This window comes from Enterobacter cloacae complex sp. XAL002, from assembly GCF_049236805.1.
GTDB lineage: Bacteria > Pseudomonadota > Gammaproteobacteria > Enterobacterales > Enterobacteriaceae > Enterobacter > Enterobacter intestinihominis.
In genome coordinates this window covers 22,447-39,704 of record NZ_JBMKJN010000025.1, presented here as the reverse complement: position 1 = coordinate 39,704, position 17,258 = coordinate 22,447, and the positions used below count along the sequence as shown (strand labels likewise).

Below are 17,258 nucleotides of genomic sequence, written 5' to 3'. Positions count from 1 at the left end.
ACCTGCTCCTTAGTCATAGTCGACGCGTAAATAGCCGCGAGAGGTAAAACGCCCCTCGGCAGGTTTTTTACCGGTCACGCTGACGGGCCACGCGCGGATCCCCACCTGTGCCTGTGCGCTATCGTCCAGACGGAACGGGATTTTGCTGGTCAGGTTGTTCGGCGTCAGCGGCACGCCATTACTGTTGGCAATCACAAAACCCACATCCGCGTTATCAGAGACCAGCGTACTGCCTGAAACCTTCTCCGCTTCAACACGCATTGTGAGCATGGCGTTCGCCTCGACGTTGGTGCATTTTATGCCGATGGTTTTGCTTTGCGCTGAGATCCCCTCCGGCTTATTTCCGATGCCCGCTTTACTGAACAGAGAGGCGCCGATGTCTCCGAAATCGAACTCCACCACATTTCCGGCATTAATCTCACAGCTCTGAGGCACCTGAATGGTCCCGCTGTAGCTGATGGTATAAACCGGCGTGGTGAGCGGATCCGTGGAGGTCGTGGTGACGTAAACCCGGAACATGATTGCCCGGGGGATCACCACCATATTGATAAAGCGTCGGGTCACCTTAAGCCGAAAGACGAGGCTGGAATCCTGTACTCCAAACGGTTTGTTTTTAGACACGTTCGGATGGCTCCCCATCTGAATGTACTTTCTGGGTGGATAGAACGTGCCAGCGTAGCTGTCGGTGATTTTCATCGCCCCGTCCAGATAGTCGTTTAGCTTCAGATACTGGTAGCCATCGCTGGTGCCTGTGACCGGGAATTCGGTCACATAGCTACGCTTGGTGGTGTTCCCGGACGTTCCCTTAGGGCAGACGGCGTTGACGCCCACCCACTGGGACTTCTCGCTGAGTGTAACAATCTGCCCCACCTGGTTATTGGAGCTGTTGAATTTATCCGTCAGGTCGTAATACACCTCCGTCGGCACGCCATTTTCATTGACGCAGACGGTGGCGAACGCCTCAGATAGCGGCAAAAATGCCAGAAGGGATAGCCCCAGATAATGGATTTTATTCACAGCGGATCCCCTTAAGTGTGATCGCCTGTTGCAGGCTCTGTTCTGGCAGGCTGTAGGGCGCACGACACTGGGACTGCTTCCCGTCTCCCCACTGAATCAGCAGTTCCCCGCTCAGCGGCAGCCCGCTCAGGTAAATCTGCCCGTCATCGCCCACCATGCTGGTTACGCCGCTCTGCGTCTCACGCACCACCGCCCCAAACGGCACAGGCTGGTTATCACGCTTCACGGTGAGCAACGCACGCACGCCGATGCGGGTGTCAAAACTGGCGCGCACCAGCGCACCGTTCGTCGGCACGACGCTGGAAACGTTATTTTCAATGTCGGTGTTGTTGCTCATGGTGTTAGTGTCGAGCGCCACGCGGTTGTAACGGTACACCGTGGCGTACGGCATCACCGCATAGCCACGCCAGTCTGTTTTGACGCCGGTCTGGTTTTCGACGCTCACGCCTGACGCGCCCGGCGCTTTGATCAAGACGTTGGTATCGCCCAGCGGCTGACTGAATGTGATGCCGTCTGAATGCCCTACCACGCCGCCGGAGAGCTGCCAGTTGAGGTCGTGCTGATCCCGCGTGTAGTTGTAGCCCACGCCCAGCGTACCGTACGTTGCCTGCCAGTTAGCGCTGGCGCTGCCGCTGGCACCGTTATTGCTGGTGTGACCCTGCGTGACGCTGTAGTTCAGGTTACGATCCTGGAGCAGCGTTCCGCTGATCCCGGTCTGCCAGCTGGTATTACCGTCGCTGTTGCGGCTGGCTGAGGCCGTGGCATAGGCCCGGTCGATCGCGTTATCGCGACGGTAGCCGTGACGGGTGAACAGGCTGAACGGGACGGAGACGTTAAACGAGGCGATCCGGTCAGTTCCTTCAATGCCGACGGCCTTGTTCCATGACCAGGATAAGGCGTAGCTGACCCCTTTCACCCCGCCTGCGTAGCCGAGCTGATACCAGACGTTGGACTCGCTGGTGCCCCAGTAACTTTGCTGGCTGCCCGACACGTACACCGAGCCGTAATCGCCAAGAGACTGGGAGATATTGAGCTGGAAACGTCCTTTTTTATTCAGCGTCAGGTTGTGATAGCTCTGCACGTCCGGCACGCCGTCATCGTCCTGATCGTCGCCATACTGGTAGCCTTCCATTGTGCGCCAGGCCACATCGTCGAGGGTGTAGAAGCCTTTGGTCGAGTAGCGATAGCCCAGCAGCTGGAAGTTGGTGCCGAATCCGTTAAGGGATTTTGCGTACAGGAACCGCAGAGACTGCCCTTCATGGCGGCTGTCATCGGCAAGCTGGCTGCGGGCATGGGTGAGGTCAAGTGACACCGCCCCCCAGTCACCGAGGTTTTTTCCCGCGCCAATGGCGATGGCGGTATAGCGCGAGGCCAGCTGCGTTCCGCCGTACAGCGTGTAGCCGTCGGCAAGACCCGCAATCATCGTACCCTGAGTAAAGAACGGCGTGTCCTGCTCGCTGTTGCCGCTGCGATAGTCCCCTGCCACCAGATCGTATTTCCAGCGTCCTTCACGCTGAAGCAACGGAACGGTGGAATACGGGACGGTGTAGCGCTGCTGGCTGCCGTCCTTCTCTTCCACCGTCACCTCCAGGTCACCGCTTGAGGAGGTCGGGTTAAGGTCAGTTATCGCAAAAGCCCCCGGCTGCACATAGCTCTGGTAAATCACGTATCCGTTCTGGCGGATAACCACTTTGGCAGGGGTGCGGGCGATTCCGCGTACGGTAGGCGCGTAGCCTTGCAGGCTGTCCGGATACATGCTGTCGGACGAATAGAGCCGACCACCGCGAAAACCGACGCTGTCGAAGACATCGTTACCGGTGTTGCTGTCGCCGAGCACCAGCTCGCTTTTTAGCGGAATGACCGTACGCTGCGCCCAGGTGCCAATATTTTGCCAGCTGCTGTGCCGCTGGCCGTTGCTTTCGGTATAACGCCACGCGCCGTTATTGCGTAATCGCCAGGCGCCATAGTTCAACCCGCTTTGCAGGTTCAGATAGTAGCTGTCGTCGTCGCTGCCCCGGTTGCCGGTGAAGCTGTAGTTCAGCAGCGCGGCGGGGATGCCTTCATCCCACTGTTCAGGCGGAATATACCCGCGGGCGCTGTTTTGCATCGCCACCTGAGGCAGACTGACGTTAAGGCGCAACGAGGCGAAGTTGAACGCCGTTTCGCTGCCCGGAATAGCCGTGGTGAGCGGAACGCAGGTCTCGCCCTGCACGTTGCTCAGTTCCGGGAAGGCGGCGATATTGACGCCAAAGCGATCGAGCATCGCGCGCGTAATGCACGGCGACAAACCGCCCGCGACCGGCGGCGTGTTGTCGGCTTGCTCAAACCGCACGTCCTGGGTGCCGATAAACTCATCGTTACGCCAGATATCGACGCGATAGACGCCCGGTGCCTGCTGGTGGCCTTTCTCAAAACGCGACAAATCCGCCACGTTCGCCGCGTCATCGGAGAGAAACGCAGGGTTAAAGTAGCTTTCGCCCCAGCCAGCGTGTGGCCAGAGCGTTGCCATCAGTGCCAGCGCAACCGGGCAGTAACGCCATTGAGTGTTCATCGCCCTGTCTCTGCTCACAGGCTGACGCTACGCGCCGGCGTAATGGCACCGTAGTCATTCACACTCTGCCAGGAGAGCGTGCCGCTCGCTGCGGCAGGCAGCACCTGCTGCGCCGAGCTTTTAGGGGCAACCATCAGGTTCTCCAGCGTCTGACCGCCGAGCTTCAGATTGACCAGCGTGACGTAATACGGCGAGGCATTGCTCACCTTAAGATGGTTGCCGACGCGCTCAAAACGCAGCTGTGAGAGCGCCTCTTCCGGCGGCATCGCCAGGTTAGCCGGGCGAACAAACAGCTTGATGCGTGACAGAATGGCCAGTTGCAGGACGTTGTTGCCGTCCTGATGTTTTTTGCTGACGGAGGGAATCGCTTTGACGTTCATGTAAAAGAGTGATTCGCGATCGGCAGGCAGCGCCGGGCCTGCGTAGATAATGCGCAGGGTGTTTTCGCTGGCCGGCTCGCTGACAAACAGCGGCGGCGTGACGGCAAAGGTTTTTTCCTTTTGCCCGTTGGCATTTTCTATCCACGCGTTAATTAAATAGCGCTCTTGTTTATTGCTGTTGGTGATCGCCAGCGACGTTTGTTTTGCATCGGCCGGATAAATAACGCGCGTCGCGCCCAGCGCAATTCCGCCGGATGCATTCGCGCTGGCAGAAACCATCATCAAAATAAAAGTTAAAAACAGTCCAGGTTTAATCAGGGTGTTCATCACAACCGTACCTTTAATAATTAGTTCGCAGGCGTCAGGGATAAATCAACGTAAACCAGACATTCGACTGAATAGTGCCTGGTACAGGGTGTTCGGAAATAGCCCGGTAGCGGGCGCTGAAATGAAATACCAGCTCGCGGGTGTTAATGGGTAACCAGCTCACTGCCGTCGCGTTCGGGATGATCTGACGTTGCTGTTCGTCAAAAAGCGCCAGTCCGACACCACTGCTGACCGCATTTTCCCCCGGCCGCGATGTCGCCAGGAAAACCTGCGGGTCTTCTGCCGGTGTCACTCCCTGGAACTGGATCCCCACGGTGCGGGAGACGTCCACGCTGCAATCCAGCAGACGTACGGTGAAAGGCACATTAACCGTGGAAAAGCTGCCGACGCCGGAAAAGGCGTTTGTGCGGTATTGCCCCATATCCACGCGCATATTCTGGCTGTCCGGGGCCACGGCGCAGCCGCCGTTAACCAGCTCTCCCCTGAGGTGTACTTTGCCGCCGTCTATGACAACGGTATGTGCGTTTACCGCTGAGGCAATCGCAAGGGCACACAGCAGTATCCCAGTCCTTGTCATCCTTCGCTCCCGGTATAGGCGATCAAAAGACCTCTTCCCTGAGGCCAGCCACATCCCTGTACTCAGGCATTACTCGTATTTCATTACGAATGTTGCGTCCGCGTTTGCCTGGCCTGGCGCGGTGGTCGCCGCCGTGGCTTTATAGCGCGCGGTGAAGTTCAGGGTGTTAGTCCCTTCAATCAGGTTCTGCGCCGCAGAGAAGGTTGCACCGTCCGGGGTCAGCGTGGAGGATTTGCTGTCGAGGATCTCAATGCCTACGCCCTTCGCGGAGTTGTCGTTGTTACCGGAGCTTACCGCCAGCAGCGTTTTGTCGGTGGCGTCGATCTGGCCGGTAAACGCGACAGCAGCGGTTTTCGCTACCGCAGGATCGCAGTCGTTCAGTTCGATGGTGAAGGGAATATTGGAGGTGGTGTCACCCACTTTAGTGAATTTCGCGGTACGGTACTGGCCGAGATTAACCGTCTGCTCTGAAGAGTCAGTATTCACTGAACACGCGGCATTCACTAATTCACCTTTAAAATGCACCGTACCACCGTTTACAGATACAGGTGCTACCGGATCTTCTGCGTGAGCGGCACCCGCGACCAGGGCCAGAGTTGCAATAACAGTAGAAGCAATGTTGCTGAGTTTCATGTCTATTCCTTTAAAATGTAAATAACCCTTCCCGCGCATATTCGGGAATAAGAAATACGTTCAATTAAAAAATTGAAGGCTTATTTCGGAGAGGACAAAGTAGCTCAGGAATCTATTTTGTAATATGTCAAAACGCTGCCATTTTGCCAGGTCACATCCTAATCGCCTCTAAGAAATTGACCATGCCCTGAGAAGGGGTTTTGCGGGCCATCGATGAAATCTCGTAAAGGGTGACTGACAGCGGCGCTCGCTTCTGACAAAATACAGGTAATCCCCCCTTTCTAACGTTACAGACGGAATCTTCTCTCTGATGGCAGCAAAGATTATTGACGGTAAAACGATTGCGCAGCAGGTGCGCTCTGAGGTTGCGGAAAAAGTGAAGGCGCGTATAGCCGCCGGAAAACGCGCCCCAGGGCTGGCCGTTGTGCTGGTTGGCAGCAACCCGGCTTCGCAAATTTATGTCGGCAGCAAACGCAAAGCGTGTGAAGAGGTGGGGTTCGTCTCCCGCTCTTACGATCTGCCGGAAACCACCAGCGAAGCAGAACTGCTGGAACTGATTGACACCCTGAATGCCGATAAAGAGATCGACGGCATTCTGGTTCAACTGCCGCTGCCTGCGGGCATCGACAACGTGAAGGTGCTGGAGCGTATCGCGCCGGACAAAGACGTTGACGGTTTCCATCCGTATAACGTGGGCCGCCTGTGCCAGCGCGCGCCGCGCCTGCGTCCGTGCACCCCGCGCGGCATCGTGACGCTGCTGGAGCGTTATAACATCGACACCTATGGCCTGAACGCTGTGGTGATTGGCGCCTCCAACATCGTGGGCCGCCCGATGAGCATGGAGCTGCTGCTGGCGGGCTGCACCACCACCGTCACCCACCGCTTCACCAAAAACCTGCGTCATCACGTCGAAAACGCCGATCTGCTGATCGTTGCGGTCGGCAAGCCGGGCTTTATTCCGGGCGAGTGGATCAAAGAGGGCGCAATCGTCGTGGACGTGGGTATTAACCGTCTGGAAAACGGCAAAGTGGTTGGCGACGTGGTGTATGAAGATGCCGCAGCGCGCGCATCCTATATTACTCCGGTCCCGGGCGGCGTAGGCCCGATGACGGTCGCAACACTGATTCAGAATACCTTGCAGGCGTGCGAGGAGTATCACGACGTAGAGGACGCGTAATCATGGCAACTTTTTCTTTAGGTAAACATCCGCACGTTGAGCTGTGCGATCTGCTGAAGCTGGAAGGCTGGAGCGAAAGCGGTGCGCAGGCGAAAATCGTCATCGCCGACGGGCAGGTAAAAGTAGACGGCACGGTGGAAACCCGCAAGCGCTGCAAAATTGTCGCGGGCCAGACCGTGAGCTTTGCAGGTCAGAGCGTGACCGTGACGGCCTGAGCTGTCTGATGCCCTCACCCTAACCCTCTCCCACAGGGAGAGGGGATAAACATCCCCTCACACCCATCACGGTTAATTATCGATCAACTTCAAATAATCACTATTCCCTCTGGCGAAACGTGAAAATTATGTTGCGCGATTTTCAGACTTTCCCCACGATAAGTAGAACGTTCTACTAAAACGTTCTACTTACAATAACAGCGCGAAAAAAGCGCTACTCCGGGGGAAATCAGCATGAGTCTGATATCAGGGTTTGTTAAATCGCTGTCTAAGTTATCGATGATTGGTCGCGCCTTAATGCTGCCAATTTCACTGCTTCCCGCTGCGGGCCTGCTGCTGGCCTTCGGCGATAAGTTCCACCTGCCGCTGATGATGAACGCCGGCGGGGTTATCTTTGATAACCTGCCGATGCTGTTCGCCATCGGCTCTGCCGTCGGTCTGGCTTCGGAATCCGGCATTGCGGCACTCTCTGCGGCGGTCTCGGTGTTTGTCACCAACATCACCATCAGCACCGTGCTGAGCATTACGCCGGAAATGGCCTCCCAGGGCGGGAAATACGCCATGGTCGTCGGCATTCCGACGTTGCAGATGGGCGTCTTTGGCGGCCTGATCTGCGGTATTCTCGCGGCCTGGTGCTACAACCGCTTCCATACCATGCAGCTGCCGGAATTCCTCGGCTTCTTCTCCGGGAAGCGTTTTGTGGCGATTGCGACGGCATTTCTGTCGTTCCTGCTCGGCCTGCTGCTGCCGTACGTGTGGCAGCATATTCAGTCCGGGATCGACGCCCTGTCCGTGGTGGTGAACGGCGATAACCAGGCGGCCTCGACCTTTATCTTCGGGCTGGTGGAGCGCGCGTTGATCCCGCTCGGCCTGCACCACATCTGGTATCCCTCCTTCTGGTATTCGTTCGGGGATTACACTACCCAGGCGGGTCAGGTGATCCACGGCGACCAGACCATCTGGTTCAAGATGCTCGAAGAGGGGGTGAAATCCTTCAGCAGCGATACCTACCAGAACGCCGGGAAATTCATGCAGGGCGAGTTCCCGCTGATGCTGTTCGCGCTGCCTGCGGCGTGCCTTGCGATGTACCATGAAGCGCATACGAAGAATAAGAAAATTGCGGCCGGTATTCTCTTCTCCGCCGCCCTCACCTGCTTCCTGACGGGCATCACCGAGCCGGTAGAGTTCACCTTTATCTTCGTGGCGCCAATCCTTTACGTCTTCAACGCCATCATGGCGGGCCTGGCGTACATGACCATGTACCTGCTGCATGCGCACATCGCCAAGTCGTTCTCGGCGGGCTTTATCGACTACCTGTCGTTCGGGATCCTGCCGTCGTTTAACGGCTATCAGACCAACTTCCTGAGCGCCATTATCATCGGTATCCCTATGGCCCTGATTTACTACTTCACGTTCCGCTTCGTGATCCGCCGTTTCGACGTGAAAACGCCGGGCCGCACCGAAGTGACCGCCAGCGCGAATGACAAGTCCGATTCCGAACTTGCCACCGAAATCATCGGCCTGCTGGGCGGTGCGCAGAACATTGATTCTGTCGGCTCCTGCATCACGCGTCTGCGTCTGGAAGTGGCGAAGAGCGAAGCGGTGGACCGGGACGGGCTGAACGGGCTGGGCGCGCGCGGCGTGGTGTTTGTTGGCGACAACGGGATACAGGTGATTTTCGGGGCCAGAGCACAGTTTATCGCCCAGACCATGTCCACGATGATTGGCAAATAATAAGATGCCTGAAGGAGGCGTCTCCTGTACGCTGGGGTACGCCTCTTATCTGGCTGATAATCGGTAAATTTCAGGGAGCGGTTTTGAAGAAAGTCAGCATTATTGATGTTGCAAAGCATGCGGGCGTGTCGGTTTCTACCGTGTCGCTGGTGCTGCGCCAGAAAGGGAAAATCTCAGAGGCGACGATCGGGAAGGTCAATGCCGCCATCACAATGCTGGGCTATGTTCATAACGTCGCCGCTGCCAACCTTCGCGCCAACACCTCCAATTTAATCGGCCTGATCCTGCGGGACTTCAGCGACAGCTTTTCCATCAAAGTGATGGCGAGCATCGTTCAGGAGCTGGAGAAACAGGGTTATATGGTTTTTCTCGGTCAGCCGCTGAACGACGACGAACATCTTGAGCGTACCCTGCTCTCATTTAAGCAGCAGGGCGTGGCGGGCGTCATCTATCTGGCGTCGGACACCCGCGCCGCCTCTCTCCCGGAACACATTCGCCAATGCCCGCTGCCGCTTGTGGCGGTTTCGCAGTCGTTGCTGGAAGAGAAATGCAACCTGGTGATGCGCGATAACCGCCAGGCGGCGAACCTGGCCGCGCGTTATCTTATCGAGCGCGGGCACCGCACCATCGCCTACATTGGCGGGCGCGACGGGTGCCGTATTCGCGAGCAGCGCCTGCTCGGTTTTCGCAGCGCGATGACGCAGAACGGCCTGGTCTGGCGTGAGGAATATTCTCCCGCCTGCACCGATGATACGCAGGCGGCGGCCATGGCGACTCGCCAGCTGCTGGAGAAGAACAACACGATTACCGCCCTGCTCTGCCATTCGCCGGACGCGATGATCGGTTCGATCTCCGGCATTCACCAGGTGGGGCGCACGGTGGGCAAAGATGTTTTCCTGACTCAGCAGGTGGCGCTGATCGGCTTTGAAGATATGCTTCACGTTAATCTCACGTCGCCGTCACTGACTTACGTTTCGTCTGCCAGTGAAGAGACCGGCCGCCAGGCGGCAGGGCTGATGATCCGCAGGCTGAAGGAGCCGGATCTGCAAACGCAGCGTATTACCCTCTCCGGCCAGCTTATCGCGCGGGAATCGGCGTAAATTCAGAATTTAGCATGGGTCTTATAGCGCGAGATGACTGCTATATTTCCATGATTTGCCATGGATAAATGTAATGCCTACCGTTATCACCCACGCTGCCGTACCTCTGTGTCTGGGCTTAGGGCTCGGAACCAAAGTCATCCCACCCCGCCTGCTGTTTGCCGGGATCGTCCTCGCCATGCTGCCTGACGCTGACGTACTGGCGTTTAAATTCGGTGTCGCCTACGGGAATATTTTCGGCCACCGCGGTTTCACTCATTCGCTGCTGTTTGCCTTTGGAGTGCCCATACTTTGCGTGCTGGCTGGGCGTCGATGGTTCCGGGCCAGCCTGTCGCGCTGCTGGCTGTTTTTAACCGTGTCGCTGCTGTCGCACAGCCTGCTGGATTCGATTACCACCGGCGGGAAAGGCGTCGGCTGGCTGTGGCCCTGGTCAGATGAGCGCTTCTTTGCACCGTGGCAGGTGATTAAGGTCGCGCCGTTTGCACTGTCGCGCTATACCACGCCGTACGGGCATCAGGTGATTATCTCGGAACTGCTGTGGGTGTGGCTGCCGGGGATGGTGCTGATGGGAGTGTTATGGTGGAAGAAGAGAAGGTAAAAAAAGCCGGGTGGCGGCTACGCCTTACCCGGCCTACTTTCACCTGTAGGCCCGGTAAGCGTAAGCGCCACCGGGCATTACGGACTTACTTACGACGCCAGGTGGTGCCCTGCGGGCCGTCTTCCAGAATAATACCCATCTCGGTCAGACGGTTACGCGCCGCATCCGCCGCCGCCCAGTCTTTCGCCTGACGCGCTTCCAGACGCGCTTTAATCAGTGCTTCAATTTCCGCTACTTCACCGTCGTCCGCCTGCGCGCCGCTTTGCAGGAACACGTCCGGCTCCTGCTCCAGCAGGCCGAGCACGGAAGAGAGCTTACGCAGATGAGACGCCAGCGCATTCGCCGCCGCCATATCTTCTGACTTCAGGCGATTCACCTCACGCGCCATGTCGAACAGCACGGAGTAGGCTTCCGGCGTGTTGAAGTCGTCGTTCATGACCTCAACGAAGCGGGCTTCGAACGCCTCGCCGCCAGCGGCCAGAACAGACCTGTCGGTGCCGCGCAGTGCGGTATACAGACGCTCCAGCGCAGCGCGCGCCTGCTTCAGGTTCTCTTCGCTGTAGTTCAGCTGGCTGCGATAGTGGCCGGACATCAGGAAGTAGCGCACGGTTTCCGCGTCGTAATACTTCAGCACGTCGCGCACGGTGAAGAAGTTACCCAGCGATTTCGACATCTTCTCGCGGTCAACCATCACCATCCCGGAGTGCATCCAGTAGTTCACGTACTCGCCGCCGTGAGCACAGGTGGACTGCGCGATTTCATTTTCATGATGCGGGAACATCAGATCCGAACCGCCGCCGTGAATGTCGAAATGGTTGCCCAGCTGTTTGCAGTTCATCGCGGAACATTCAATGTGCCAGCCCGGACGCCCTTCGCCCCACGGGGATGGCCAGCTCGGTTCGCCCGCTTTGGACATCTTCCACAGCACGAAGTCCATCGGATTACGCTTCACGTCAACCACGTCCACGCGTGCACCGGCCTGGAGCTGGTCCAGATCCTGGCGGGAAAGCGCACCGTAGGTTGGGTCCGTCGGCACCGAGAACATCACGTCGCCGTTGTCCGCCACATAGGCGTGACCGCGCTCGATCAGCTTTTGGGTGATCTCAATGATTTCATGAATATGGTGGGTCGCACGCGGCTCGCTATCCGGGCGCAGAATATTCAAGGCATCAAAATCCTTGTGCATTTCGGCGATCATGCGATCCACCAGCGCGACAAAGCTTTCGCCATTTTCATTAGCACGTTTAATGATTTTGTCGTCGATGTCGGTGATGTTGCGCACATACTTCAGGTTATAGCCCAGGAAGCGCAGGTAGCGGGACACCACGTCGAACGCGACAAAGGTACGGCCATGGCCGATATGACAGAGATCGTAAACCGTAATACCACACACGTACATGCCGACTTCCCCGGCATGGATAGGTTTAAATTCCTCTTTTTGGCGCGTCATTGTATTAAAGATTTTTAACATCGAAGATTCCATGTAAACACGTGTGTGGATTGTTTGTTCCTTATAATACCCATAATTCGGAGCACGGTCAGCACACAATGCAAGGTGATCGTGTCCTGTGGTTATGCTATAACAAGCCCCTATATGTGACCCGAGCACGGGTCGACGCACCACAATAACGGAACAGGATGCAAAAATGGTTACTTTCCACACTAATCATGGCGATATCGTAATCAAAACCTTTGATGACAAAGCGCCTGAAACAGTTAAAAACTTCCTGGACTACTGCCGCGAAGGTTTCTACAACAACACTATTTTCCACCGTGTGATCAACGGCTTTATGATCCAGGGCGGCGGTTTCGAGCCTGGCATGCGCCAGAAAGAGACGAAAGAAGCGATCAAAAACGAAGCGAACAACGGCCTGAAAAACACCCGCGGTACGCTGGCAATGGCCCGTACTCAGGCCCCGCACTCTGCTACCGCACAGTTCTTCATTAACGTGGCGGACAACGACTTCCTGAACTTCTCTGGCGAAAGCCTGCAAGGCTGGGGCTACTGCGTATTCGCAGAAGTGGTTGAAGGCATGGACGTGGTCGACAAGATCAAAGCCGTTTCTACTGGCCGCAGCGGTATGCACCAGGACGTTCCTAAAGAAGACGTTGTGATCACAAGCGTGACCGTCAGCGAGTAATTCGTGGCGACACTCTTTATTGCGGATCTGCATCTGCAAACAGAAGAACCGGCGATAACCGCCGGTTTTCTGCGTTTTTTACGCGGTGAAGCGAAAAGCGCCGATGCGCTGTACATTCTGGGTGACCTGTTTGAGGCCTGGATAGGCGACGACGATCCGAACCCGCTGCACCGTGAGATGGCAGCGGCCATTAAAGCGCTGGTGGATTCCGGCGTCCCCTGCTATTTCATTCACGGCAACCGTGATTTCCTGATCGGCCAGCGCTACGCCCGCGAGAGCGGCATGACGCTGCTGCCGGAAGAGCAGGTGCTTGACCTCTATGGCCGCAATATTCTGATCATGCACGGCGACACGCTCTGCACTGACGATACCGGCTACCTGGCGTTTCGCGCCAAAGTTCACACCCTGTGGATCCAGAAAGTGTTCCTCGCCCTGCCGCTGTTTATCCGCAACCGCATCGCCGCCAGAATGCGCGCGGGCAGCAAGGCCGCCAACAGCAGCAAATCGATGACCATCATGGACGTCAACCCGCAGGCGGTGGTGAAGGTGATGGAGAAGCATCGTGTTCAGTGGCTGATCCACGGCCATACCCATCGTCCCGATGTGCATTCCCTTATCGCCAACGGCGAGCCCGCCCATCGTGTGGTTTTAGGCGCCTGGCACAGCGAAGGATCGATGGTCAAAGTCACGCCGGAAGGTGTGGAACTGATCGCCTTCCCGTTTTAACCCTCCTCGTTTTTTCGCCCATTTCACGACCACGCAACCGTTTTCCTTGCCGGTATTACATGCTATTCTCTGTGCCCTCGAAAGCAGTGTGTTCCGCACCACAGGAGTTTTAAGACGCATGTCTTCCCGCAATAATCCGGCGCGTGTCGCCATCGTGATGGGGTCCAAAAGCGACTGGGCTACCATGCAGTTCGCCGCCGAAATCTTTGAAATCCTGAATGTTCCGCACCACGTCGAAGTGGTTTCCGCGCACCGTACGCCGGATAAACTGTTCAGCTTCGCCGAAAGCGCCGAAGAGAACGGTTACGAGGTGATCATTGCCGGTGCGGGCGGCGCAGCACATCTGCCGGGCATGATTGCCGCCAAAACCCTGGTGCCGGTACTGGGCGTGCCGGTACAGAGCGCCGCGTTAAGCGGGGTTGATAGCCTGTACTCTATCGTCCAGATGCCGCGCGGTATCCCTGTCGGTACGCTGGCGATTGGTAAGGCGGGTGCCGCAAATGCCGCCCTGCTGGCCGCGCAGATCCTCGCGACGCATGATAATGACTTACATCAACGCCTGGCGGAGTGGCGTAAAGCCCAGACCGACGAGGTGCTGGATAACCCGGATCCGCGGGGTGCAGCATGAAGCAGGTTTGCGTTCTTGGCAATGGTCAGCTTGGCCGGATGCTGCGTCAGGCCGGTGAGCCGCTGGGTATTGCCGTCTGGCCCGTCGGGCTGGACGCCGAGCCGGAAGCCGTGCCGTTCCATCAGAGCGTGATCACCGCCGAAATTGAACGCTGGCCGGAAACCGCCCTGACCCGCGAGCTGGCGCGCCATAACGCCTTTGTGAACCGCGACGTCTTCCCGATCATCGCCGACCGTCTGACGCAAAAGCAGCTGTTCGACAAGCTCGGCCTTGCGACCGCGCCGTGGCAGCTGTTGTCCGACAAAAGCGAGTGGAATGACGTCTTCGCCATGCTGGGCGATCTGGCGATCGTGAAGCGTCGTGTCGGCGGCTACGACGGTCGCGGGCAGTGGCGCCTGCGCGCGAACGACACCGCCGAGCTGCCGGACGACTGCTACGGCGAGTGCATCGTTGAGCAGGGCATAAACTTCAGCGGTGAAGTGTCGCTGGTGGGCGCGCGCGGGCATGACGGGCACACCGTTTTTTACCCGCTAACGCATAACCTGCATCAGGACGGGATTCTGCGCACCAGCGTCGCCTTCCCGCAGGCCAATGCTGACCAGCAGGCGCAGGCGGAAGAGATGCTCTCTGCCATCATGCATGAGCTGGGCTATGTGGGCGTAATGGCGATGGAGTGTTTCGTCACGCCATCGGGTCTGCTGATCAACGAACTTGCGCCGCGCGTGCACAACAGCGGCCACTGGACGCAAAACGGTGCCTCCATCAGCCAGTTCGAGCTGCACCTGCGCGCCATCACTGACCTGCCGCTGCCGCAGCCGGTGGTGACCAGCCCGTCGGTGATGATCAACCTGATCGGCACCGATCTGAACTACGACTGGCTGAAGCTGCCGCTGGTGCACCTGCACTGGTACGACAAAGCGGTGCGCCCGGGTCGTAAGGTCGGCCACCTGAACCTGAACGATACCGACACGGACCGCCTGAGCGCCACGCTGGAAGCGATTGTTCCCCTGCTGCCGCCAGAATACGCGAGCGGGATTGTCTGGGCGCAGTCAAAACTGAAGTAAGTAACCCCCGCCGGGGAGTTGACCTTCCCCTTCCCCGGCGTACAATTCCCGCCCATTGCTGCTTAGCTTTCTTCTGGAACCACCATGAACGATGGAACGGACTTTCGCGCGATCCTCGCGTCCGATACCCCTTTAATCGACGTTCGCGCGCCGATCGAATTTGTCCAGGGTGCGATGCCCGCCGCACTCAACCTGCCCTTAATGAACGACGACGAGCGTGCCGCCGTCGGCACTTGCTATAAACGCCAGGGTCCGGACGCCGCACTGACGCTCGGCCATAGCCTGGTCAACGGCGAGACGCGAGAGGCGCGCATCAACGCCTGGCGCGAAGCCAGCCAGGCCCATCCTGAGGGCTACCTTTGCTGCGCGCGCGGTGGCCAGCGCTCACATATCTCCCAGGCCTGGCTTAAAGAGGCGGGAATCGATTATCCGCTGATCCGCGGCGGCTATAAGGCCCTGCGCCAGACGGCAATTCAGGTGACGATTGAGCAGTCACAAAAACCGATGGTGCTTATCGGTGGCTGTACCGGAAACGGCAAAACGCTGCTGGTGAAGCAGCATGCGCAGGGCATCGATCTGGAAGGGCTGGCGCACCATCGCGGCTCGTCATTTGGCCGCACGCTCACCCCGCAACTTTCTCAGGCGAGCTTCGAGAATCACCTTGCCGTCGAGCTGCTAAAAAAAGATGCCGCGCGCTGGGTGCTGGAGGATGAGGGCCGGATGATTGGCTCTAACCACCTGCCGGAGTGCCTGCGCGACCGCATGGCGGAAGCGCCTGTCGTGGTGGTCGAAGATCCGTTTGAGATCCGTCTTGAGCGCCTGCGCGAAGAGTATTTCGACCACATGTGGGCCGATTTTTTTGCCGCCTACGGTGAAGAAGCGGGCTGGAAAGCCTACAGCGAATACCTGCATCACGGCCTGTTCGCCATCCGCCGTCGTCTGGGGCTGCAACGATTCGCGGAATTTACCGCGCTATTAGATTCCGCGCTGCTGGAACAACAGCGCTCTGGAAGCACTGACGCGCACTTCAGCTGGCTTGTGCCGCTGCTGAAGGACTATTACGACCCGATGTACGGCTATCAGCTGGAGAAGAAAGCGGAGAAGATTGTTTTTCGCGGGACGTACGAAGAAATTGCCGAGTGGCTTGATCGCTGAAAAAAGCCGGGTGGCGGCTACGCCTTACCCGGCCTACGCGTGCTTTTGTAGCCCCGGTAAGCGCAGCGCCACCGGGGAACAAACCACTTAGAAGTCGTAACGCAGACGCACCAGGTTCATGTCGCCCAGGTTGTCGGTGCTGGAGGTGAACACGTGTTCGTAATCCACGCGGAAACCGTAGTCCAGCTGGAAGCTGATACCCACGCCGTTGTCGATGCGCTGGTAGTTACGGCCGTTCACGTACTCAATGCGGTCGCCCATGAAGTACGGCTGAATGGATTTCACCGCATACTGACCGACCGGGAATTTGTATCCTGCGAAGTATTCAATACCCCATGCATCACCGGCGAAGTAGTCGTTAACGGACACTTTTTTGGTGGTCATGAAGTTCTGATACCAGCCGCCGCCTGCGGAGAAGGTCCAGTTATCCGGCGTCCAGCTCAGTGCGGTGCCGAGAATGTTCTGGTCGTAGGATTTGCTGTCGCCGTTGTCCGGATTACGCATGTCCGCGCGGGTGTAGTTCCACGCTGCGCCCCAGGTCAGATCGGTGGTCAGGTGGTAATCGATACCCAGTGAACCGCCGCCTTTACGCTTGTAGCGCAGGCCGTTGCCCGGCAGGTATTCGCTGTCTTCAAACAGATAGGATGCGTAGATGTCAGCATCGCCCACGGTTTTCTTGTACTTCAGCATCTGGCGTGAACGGTAAGAGCCGTCGTAGTCGCCGTTGATCCCGTTACCCGACGCCTGACCAATCATGTCGTAGTCCCAGATATCGGTTTTCGCGCCCACCACGTCATAGTACACGCTGTTCTGCTGGCCGAAGGTCAGCGTACCCCAGGTGTCGCTCTTCAGACCGGTGTAGAGCATACGGCGTGAGGTGTCGTGCGCGCCGTCGGCGTAGTGGTTATCCCAGTTAAACTGCGCCGGAATGTTCACACCCAGCTCGTAGTAGGTGATCCAGCTGATGTCATCGAACAGGTAGTAGTCTGCCGCGAAACGGAAACGGGTTCCGCCGTCAAAACCGTTACGCTTGTAGCCGTTTTTGCCGTCATCACCGGTCATGTTCTGGAACTGAGGACGGATGCTGCCGCCAACGGTGAAGTTCAGACGGCTCAGCGGGTTACCCGCCTGCGGATCCTGTTTCAGAAGGGTGATTTCCGCCTGAGATGCGAAAGAAGCCAATGCCACTGCTGCGCCGATCGTTGTCGCCAGCGCTGTTTTTTTTATAGTCATTC

The 17,258-nt window shown here is 57.6% G+C and carries 17 protein-coding genes; 10 read left to right on the top strand and 7 right to left on the bottom strand.

Annotated elements, in window-relative coordinates:
- Positions 1–9: 9 nt before the first annotated feature.
- The 5 genes from fimH to fimA all read right to left on the bottom strand — a co-directional run bounded on the left by fimH (position 10) and on the right by fimA (position 5,485).
- Complete coding sequence (gene fimH / locus ACOT0L_RS19605) at positions 10–1,017, bottom strand: type 1 fimbria D-mannose specific adhesin FimH (protein WP_022647309.1); 1,008 nt, start codon at positions 1,015–1,017, stop codon at positions 10–12.
- Complete coding sequence (locus ACOT0L_RS19600; RefSeq protein ID WP_126503047.1) at positions 1,010–3,568, bottom strand: fimbrial biogenesis usher protein; 2,559 nt, start codon at positions 3,566–3,568, stop codon at positions 1,010–1,012. The genes fimH and ACOT0L_RS19600 overlap by 8 nt, the downstream gene beginning before the upstream one ends.
- Positions 3,569–3,582: 14 nt before the next feature.
- On the bottom strand, positions 3,583–4,275 hold the full coding sequence (fimC, locus tag ACOT0L_RS19595) for a type 1 fimbria chaperone FimC (protein WP_022647307.1): 693 nt from the start codon (positions 4,273–4,275) through the stop codon (positions 3,583–3,585).
- A 34-nt stretch (positions 4,276–4,309) separates the two neighbouring features.
- Positions 4,310–4,852: a type 1 fimbrial protein subunit FimI gene (fimI, locus tag ACOT0L_RS19590; RefSeq protein ID WP_126503048.1), complete on the bottom strand. Its 543-nt coding sequence runs from the start codon at positions 4,850–4,852 to the stop codon at positions 4,310–4,312.
- Positions 4,853–4,921: 69 nt separating this feature from the next.
- Positions 4,922–5,485: a type 1 fimbrial major subunit FimA gene (gene fimA / locus ACOT0L_RS19585; RefSeq protein ID WP_022647305.1), complete on the bottom strand. Its 564-nt coding sequence runs from the start codon at positions 5,483–5,485 to the stop codon at positions 4,922–4,924.
- A gap of 310 nt (positions 5,486–5,795) precedes the next feature.
- Here fimA and folD point away from each other — a divergent pair, with 310 nt between their 5' ends.
- The 5 genes from folD (at position 5,796) to ACOT0L_RS19560 (ending at position 10,309) form a co-directional block, all read left to right on the top strand.
- Positions 5,796–6,662, top strand: coding sequence for a bifunctional methylenetetrahydrofolate dehydrogenase/methenyltetrahydrofolate cyclohydrolase FolD (gene folD / locus ACOT0L_RS19580; RefSeq protein ID WP_022647304.1), 867 nt, complete (start codon positions 5,796–5,798; stop codon positions 6,660–6,662).
- Positions 6,663–6,664: 2 nt separating this feature from the next.
- A complete protein-coding gene (gene ybcJ / locus ACOT0L_RS19575; protein ID WP_022647303.1) occupies positions 6,665–6,877 on the top strand; it encodes a ribosome-associated protein YbcJ in 213 nt (70 codons plus the stop codon).
- A gap of 234 nt (positions 6,878–7,111) precedes the next feature.
- Positions 7,112–8,611 carry a PTS transporter subunit EIIC gene (locus ACOT0L_RS19570; RefSeq protein WP_003858916.1) on the top strand — a complete coding sequence of 500 codons (1,500 nt, stop codon included), beginning with the start codon at positions 7,112–7,114 and terminating at the stop codon, positions 8,609–8,611.
- Between the two features lie 83 nt (positions 8,612–8,694).
- Entirely contained in the window at positions 8,695–9,711 is a 1,017-nt protein-coding gene (gene malI / locus ACOT0L_RS19565; protein WP_126503049.1) for a Mal regulon transcriptional regulator MalI, read from the top strand.
- Between the two features lie 73 nt (positions 9,712–9,784).
- Positions 9,785–10,309: a metal-dependent hydrolase gene (locus ACOT0L_RS19560; RefSeq protein WP_126503050.1), complete on the top strand. Its 525-nt coding sequence runs from the start codon at positions 9,785–9,787 to the stop codon at positions 10,307–10,309.
- Between the two features lie 85 nt (positions 10,310–10,394).
- On the opposite strand, the gene cysS is transcribed toward ACOT0L_RS19560, so the two are convergent.
- Positions 10,395–11,780 (bottom strand): cysteine--tRNA ligase, encoded by a 1,386-nt coding sequence (gene cysS / locus ACOT0L_RS19555; RefSeq protein WP_126503051.1) that lies wholly within the window; start codon positions 11,778–11,780, stop codon positions 10,395–10,397.
- Between the two features lie 175 nt (positions 11,781–11,955).
- Here cysS and ppiB point away from each other — a divergent pair, with 175 nt between their 5' ends.
- The 5 genes from ppiB (at position 11,956) to mnmH (ending at position 16,023) form a co-directional block, all read left to right on the top strand.
- The gene (ppiB, locus tag ACOT0L_RS19550) at positions 11,956–12,450 is read left to right on the top strand and encodes a peptidylprolyl isomerase B (protein ID WP_000256009.1); all 495 of its coding nucleotides are present in this window, start codon (positions 11,956–11,958) and stop codon (positions 12,448–12,450) included.
- Positions 12,451–12,453: 3 nt separating this feature from the next.
- On the top strand, positions 12,454–13,176 hold the full coding sequence (lpxH, locus tag ACOT0L_RS19545; protein WP_126503052.1) for a UDP-2,3-diacylglucosamine diphosphatase: 723 nt from the start codon (positions 12,454–12,456) through the stop codon (positions 13,174–13,176).
- Between the two features lie 118 nt (positions 13,177–13,294).
- Positions 13,295–13,804, top strand: coding sequence for a 5-(carboxyamino)imidazole ribonucleotide mutase (gene purE / locus ACOT0L_RS19540; RefSeq protein ID WP_023299481.1), 510 nt, complete (start codon positions 13,295–13,297; stop codon positions 13,802–13,804).
- The gene (gene purK / locus ACOT0L_RS19535) at positions 13,801–14,868 is read left to right on the top strand and encodes a 5-(carboxyamino)imidazole ribonucleotide synthase (RefSeq protein ID WP_023299480.1); all 1,068 of its coding nucleotides are present in this window, start codon (positions 13,801–13,803) and stop codon (positions 14,866–14,868) included. The genes purE and purK overlap by 4 nt, the downstream gene beginning before the upstream one ends.
- A gap of 84 nt (positions 14,869–14,952) precedes the next feature.
- Positions 14,953–16,023: a tRNA 2-selenouridine(34) synthase MnmH gene (gene mnmH / locus ACOT0L_RS19530; protein ID WP_126503053.1), complete on the top strand. Its 1,071-nt coding sequence runs from the start codon at positions 14,953–14,955 to the stop codon at positions 16,021–16,023.
- 87 nt (positions 16,024–16,110) lie between these two features.
- Here the strand turns inward: mnmH and ACOT0L_RS19525 are convergent, their stop codons facing one another.
- A complete protein-coding gene (locus ACOT0L_RS19525) occupies positions 16,111–17,256 on the bottom strand; it encodes a porin (protein ID WP_126503054.1) in 1,146 nt (381 codons plus the stop codon).
- Positions 17,257–17,258: the final 2 nt, after the last annotated feature.

Excerpts from the sequence above, each read along its gene's own strand:
- ACOT0L_RS19525 (WP_126503054.1), bottom strand. The coding sequence starts at position 17,256 with ATGACTATAAAAAAAACAGCGCTGGCGACAACGATCGGCGCAGCAGTG.
- folD (WP_022647304.1), top strand. The coding sequence starts at position 5,796 with ATGGCAGCAAAGATTATTGACGGTAAAACGATTGCGCAGCAGGTGCGC.
- purE (WP_023299481.1), top strand. The coding sequence starts at position 13,295 with ATGTCTTCCCGCAATAATCCGGCGCGTGTCGCCATCGTGATGGGGTCC.
- ppiB (WP_000256009.1), top strand. The coding sequence starts at position 11,956 with ATGGTTACTTTCCACACTAATCATGGCGATATCGTAATCAAAACCTTT.
- ybcJ (WP_022647303.1), top strand. The coding sequence starts at position 6,665 with ATGGCAACTTTTTCTTTAGGTAAACATCCGCACGTTGAGCTGTGCGAT.
- fimC (WP_022647307.1), bottom strand. The coding sequence starts at position 4,275 with ATGAACACCCTGATTAAACCTGGACTGTTTTTAACTTTTATTTTGATG.
- cysS (WP_126503051.1), bottom strand. The coding sequence starts at position 11,780 with ATGTTAAAAATCTTTAATACAATGACGCGCCAAAAAGAGGAATTTAAA.
- ACOT0L_RS19560 (WP_126503050.1), top strand. The coding sequence starts at position 9,785 with ATGCCTACCGTTATCACCCACGCTGCCGTACCTCTGTGTCTGGGCTTA.
- mnmH (WP_126503053.1), top strand. The coding sequence starts at position 14,953 with ATGAACGATGGAACGGACTTTCGCGCGATCCTCGCGTCCGATACCCCT.
- ACOT0L_RS19570 (WP_003858916.1), top strand. The coding sequence starts at position 7,112 with ATGAGTCTGATATCAGGGTTTGTTAAATCGCTGTCTAAGTTATCGATG.
- fimI (WP_126503048.1), bottom strand. The coding sequence starts at position 4,852 with ATGACAAGGACTGGGATACTGCTGTGTGCCCTTGCGATTGCCTCAGCG.
- ACOT0L_RS19600 (WP_126503047.1), bottom strand. The coding sequence starts at position 3,568 with ATGAACACTCAATGGCGTTACTGCCCGGTTGCGCTGGCACTGATGGCA.
- purK (WP_023299480.1), top strand. The coding sequence starts at position 13,801 with ATGAAGCAGGTTTGCGTTCTTGGCAATGGTCAGCTTGGCCGGATGCTG.
- fimA (WP_022647305.1), bottom strand. The coding sequence starts at position 5,485 with ATGAAACTCAGCAACATTGCTTCTACTGTTATTGCAACTCTGGCCCTG.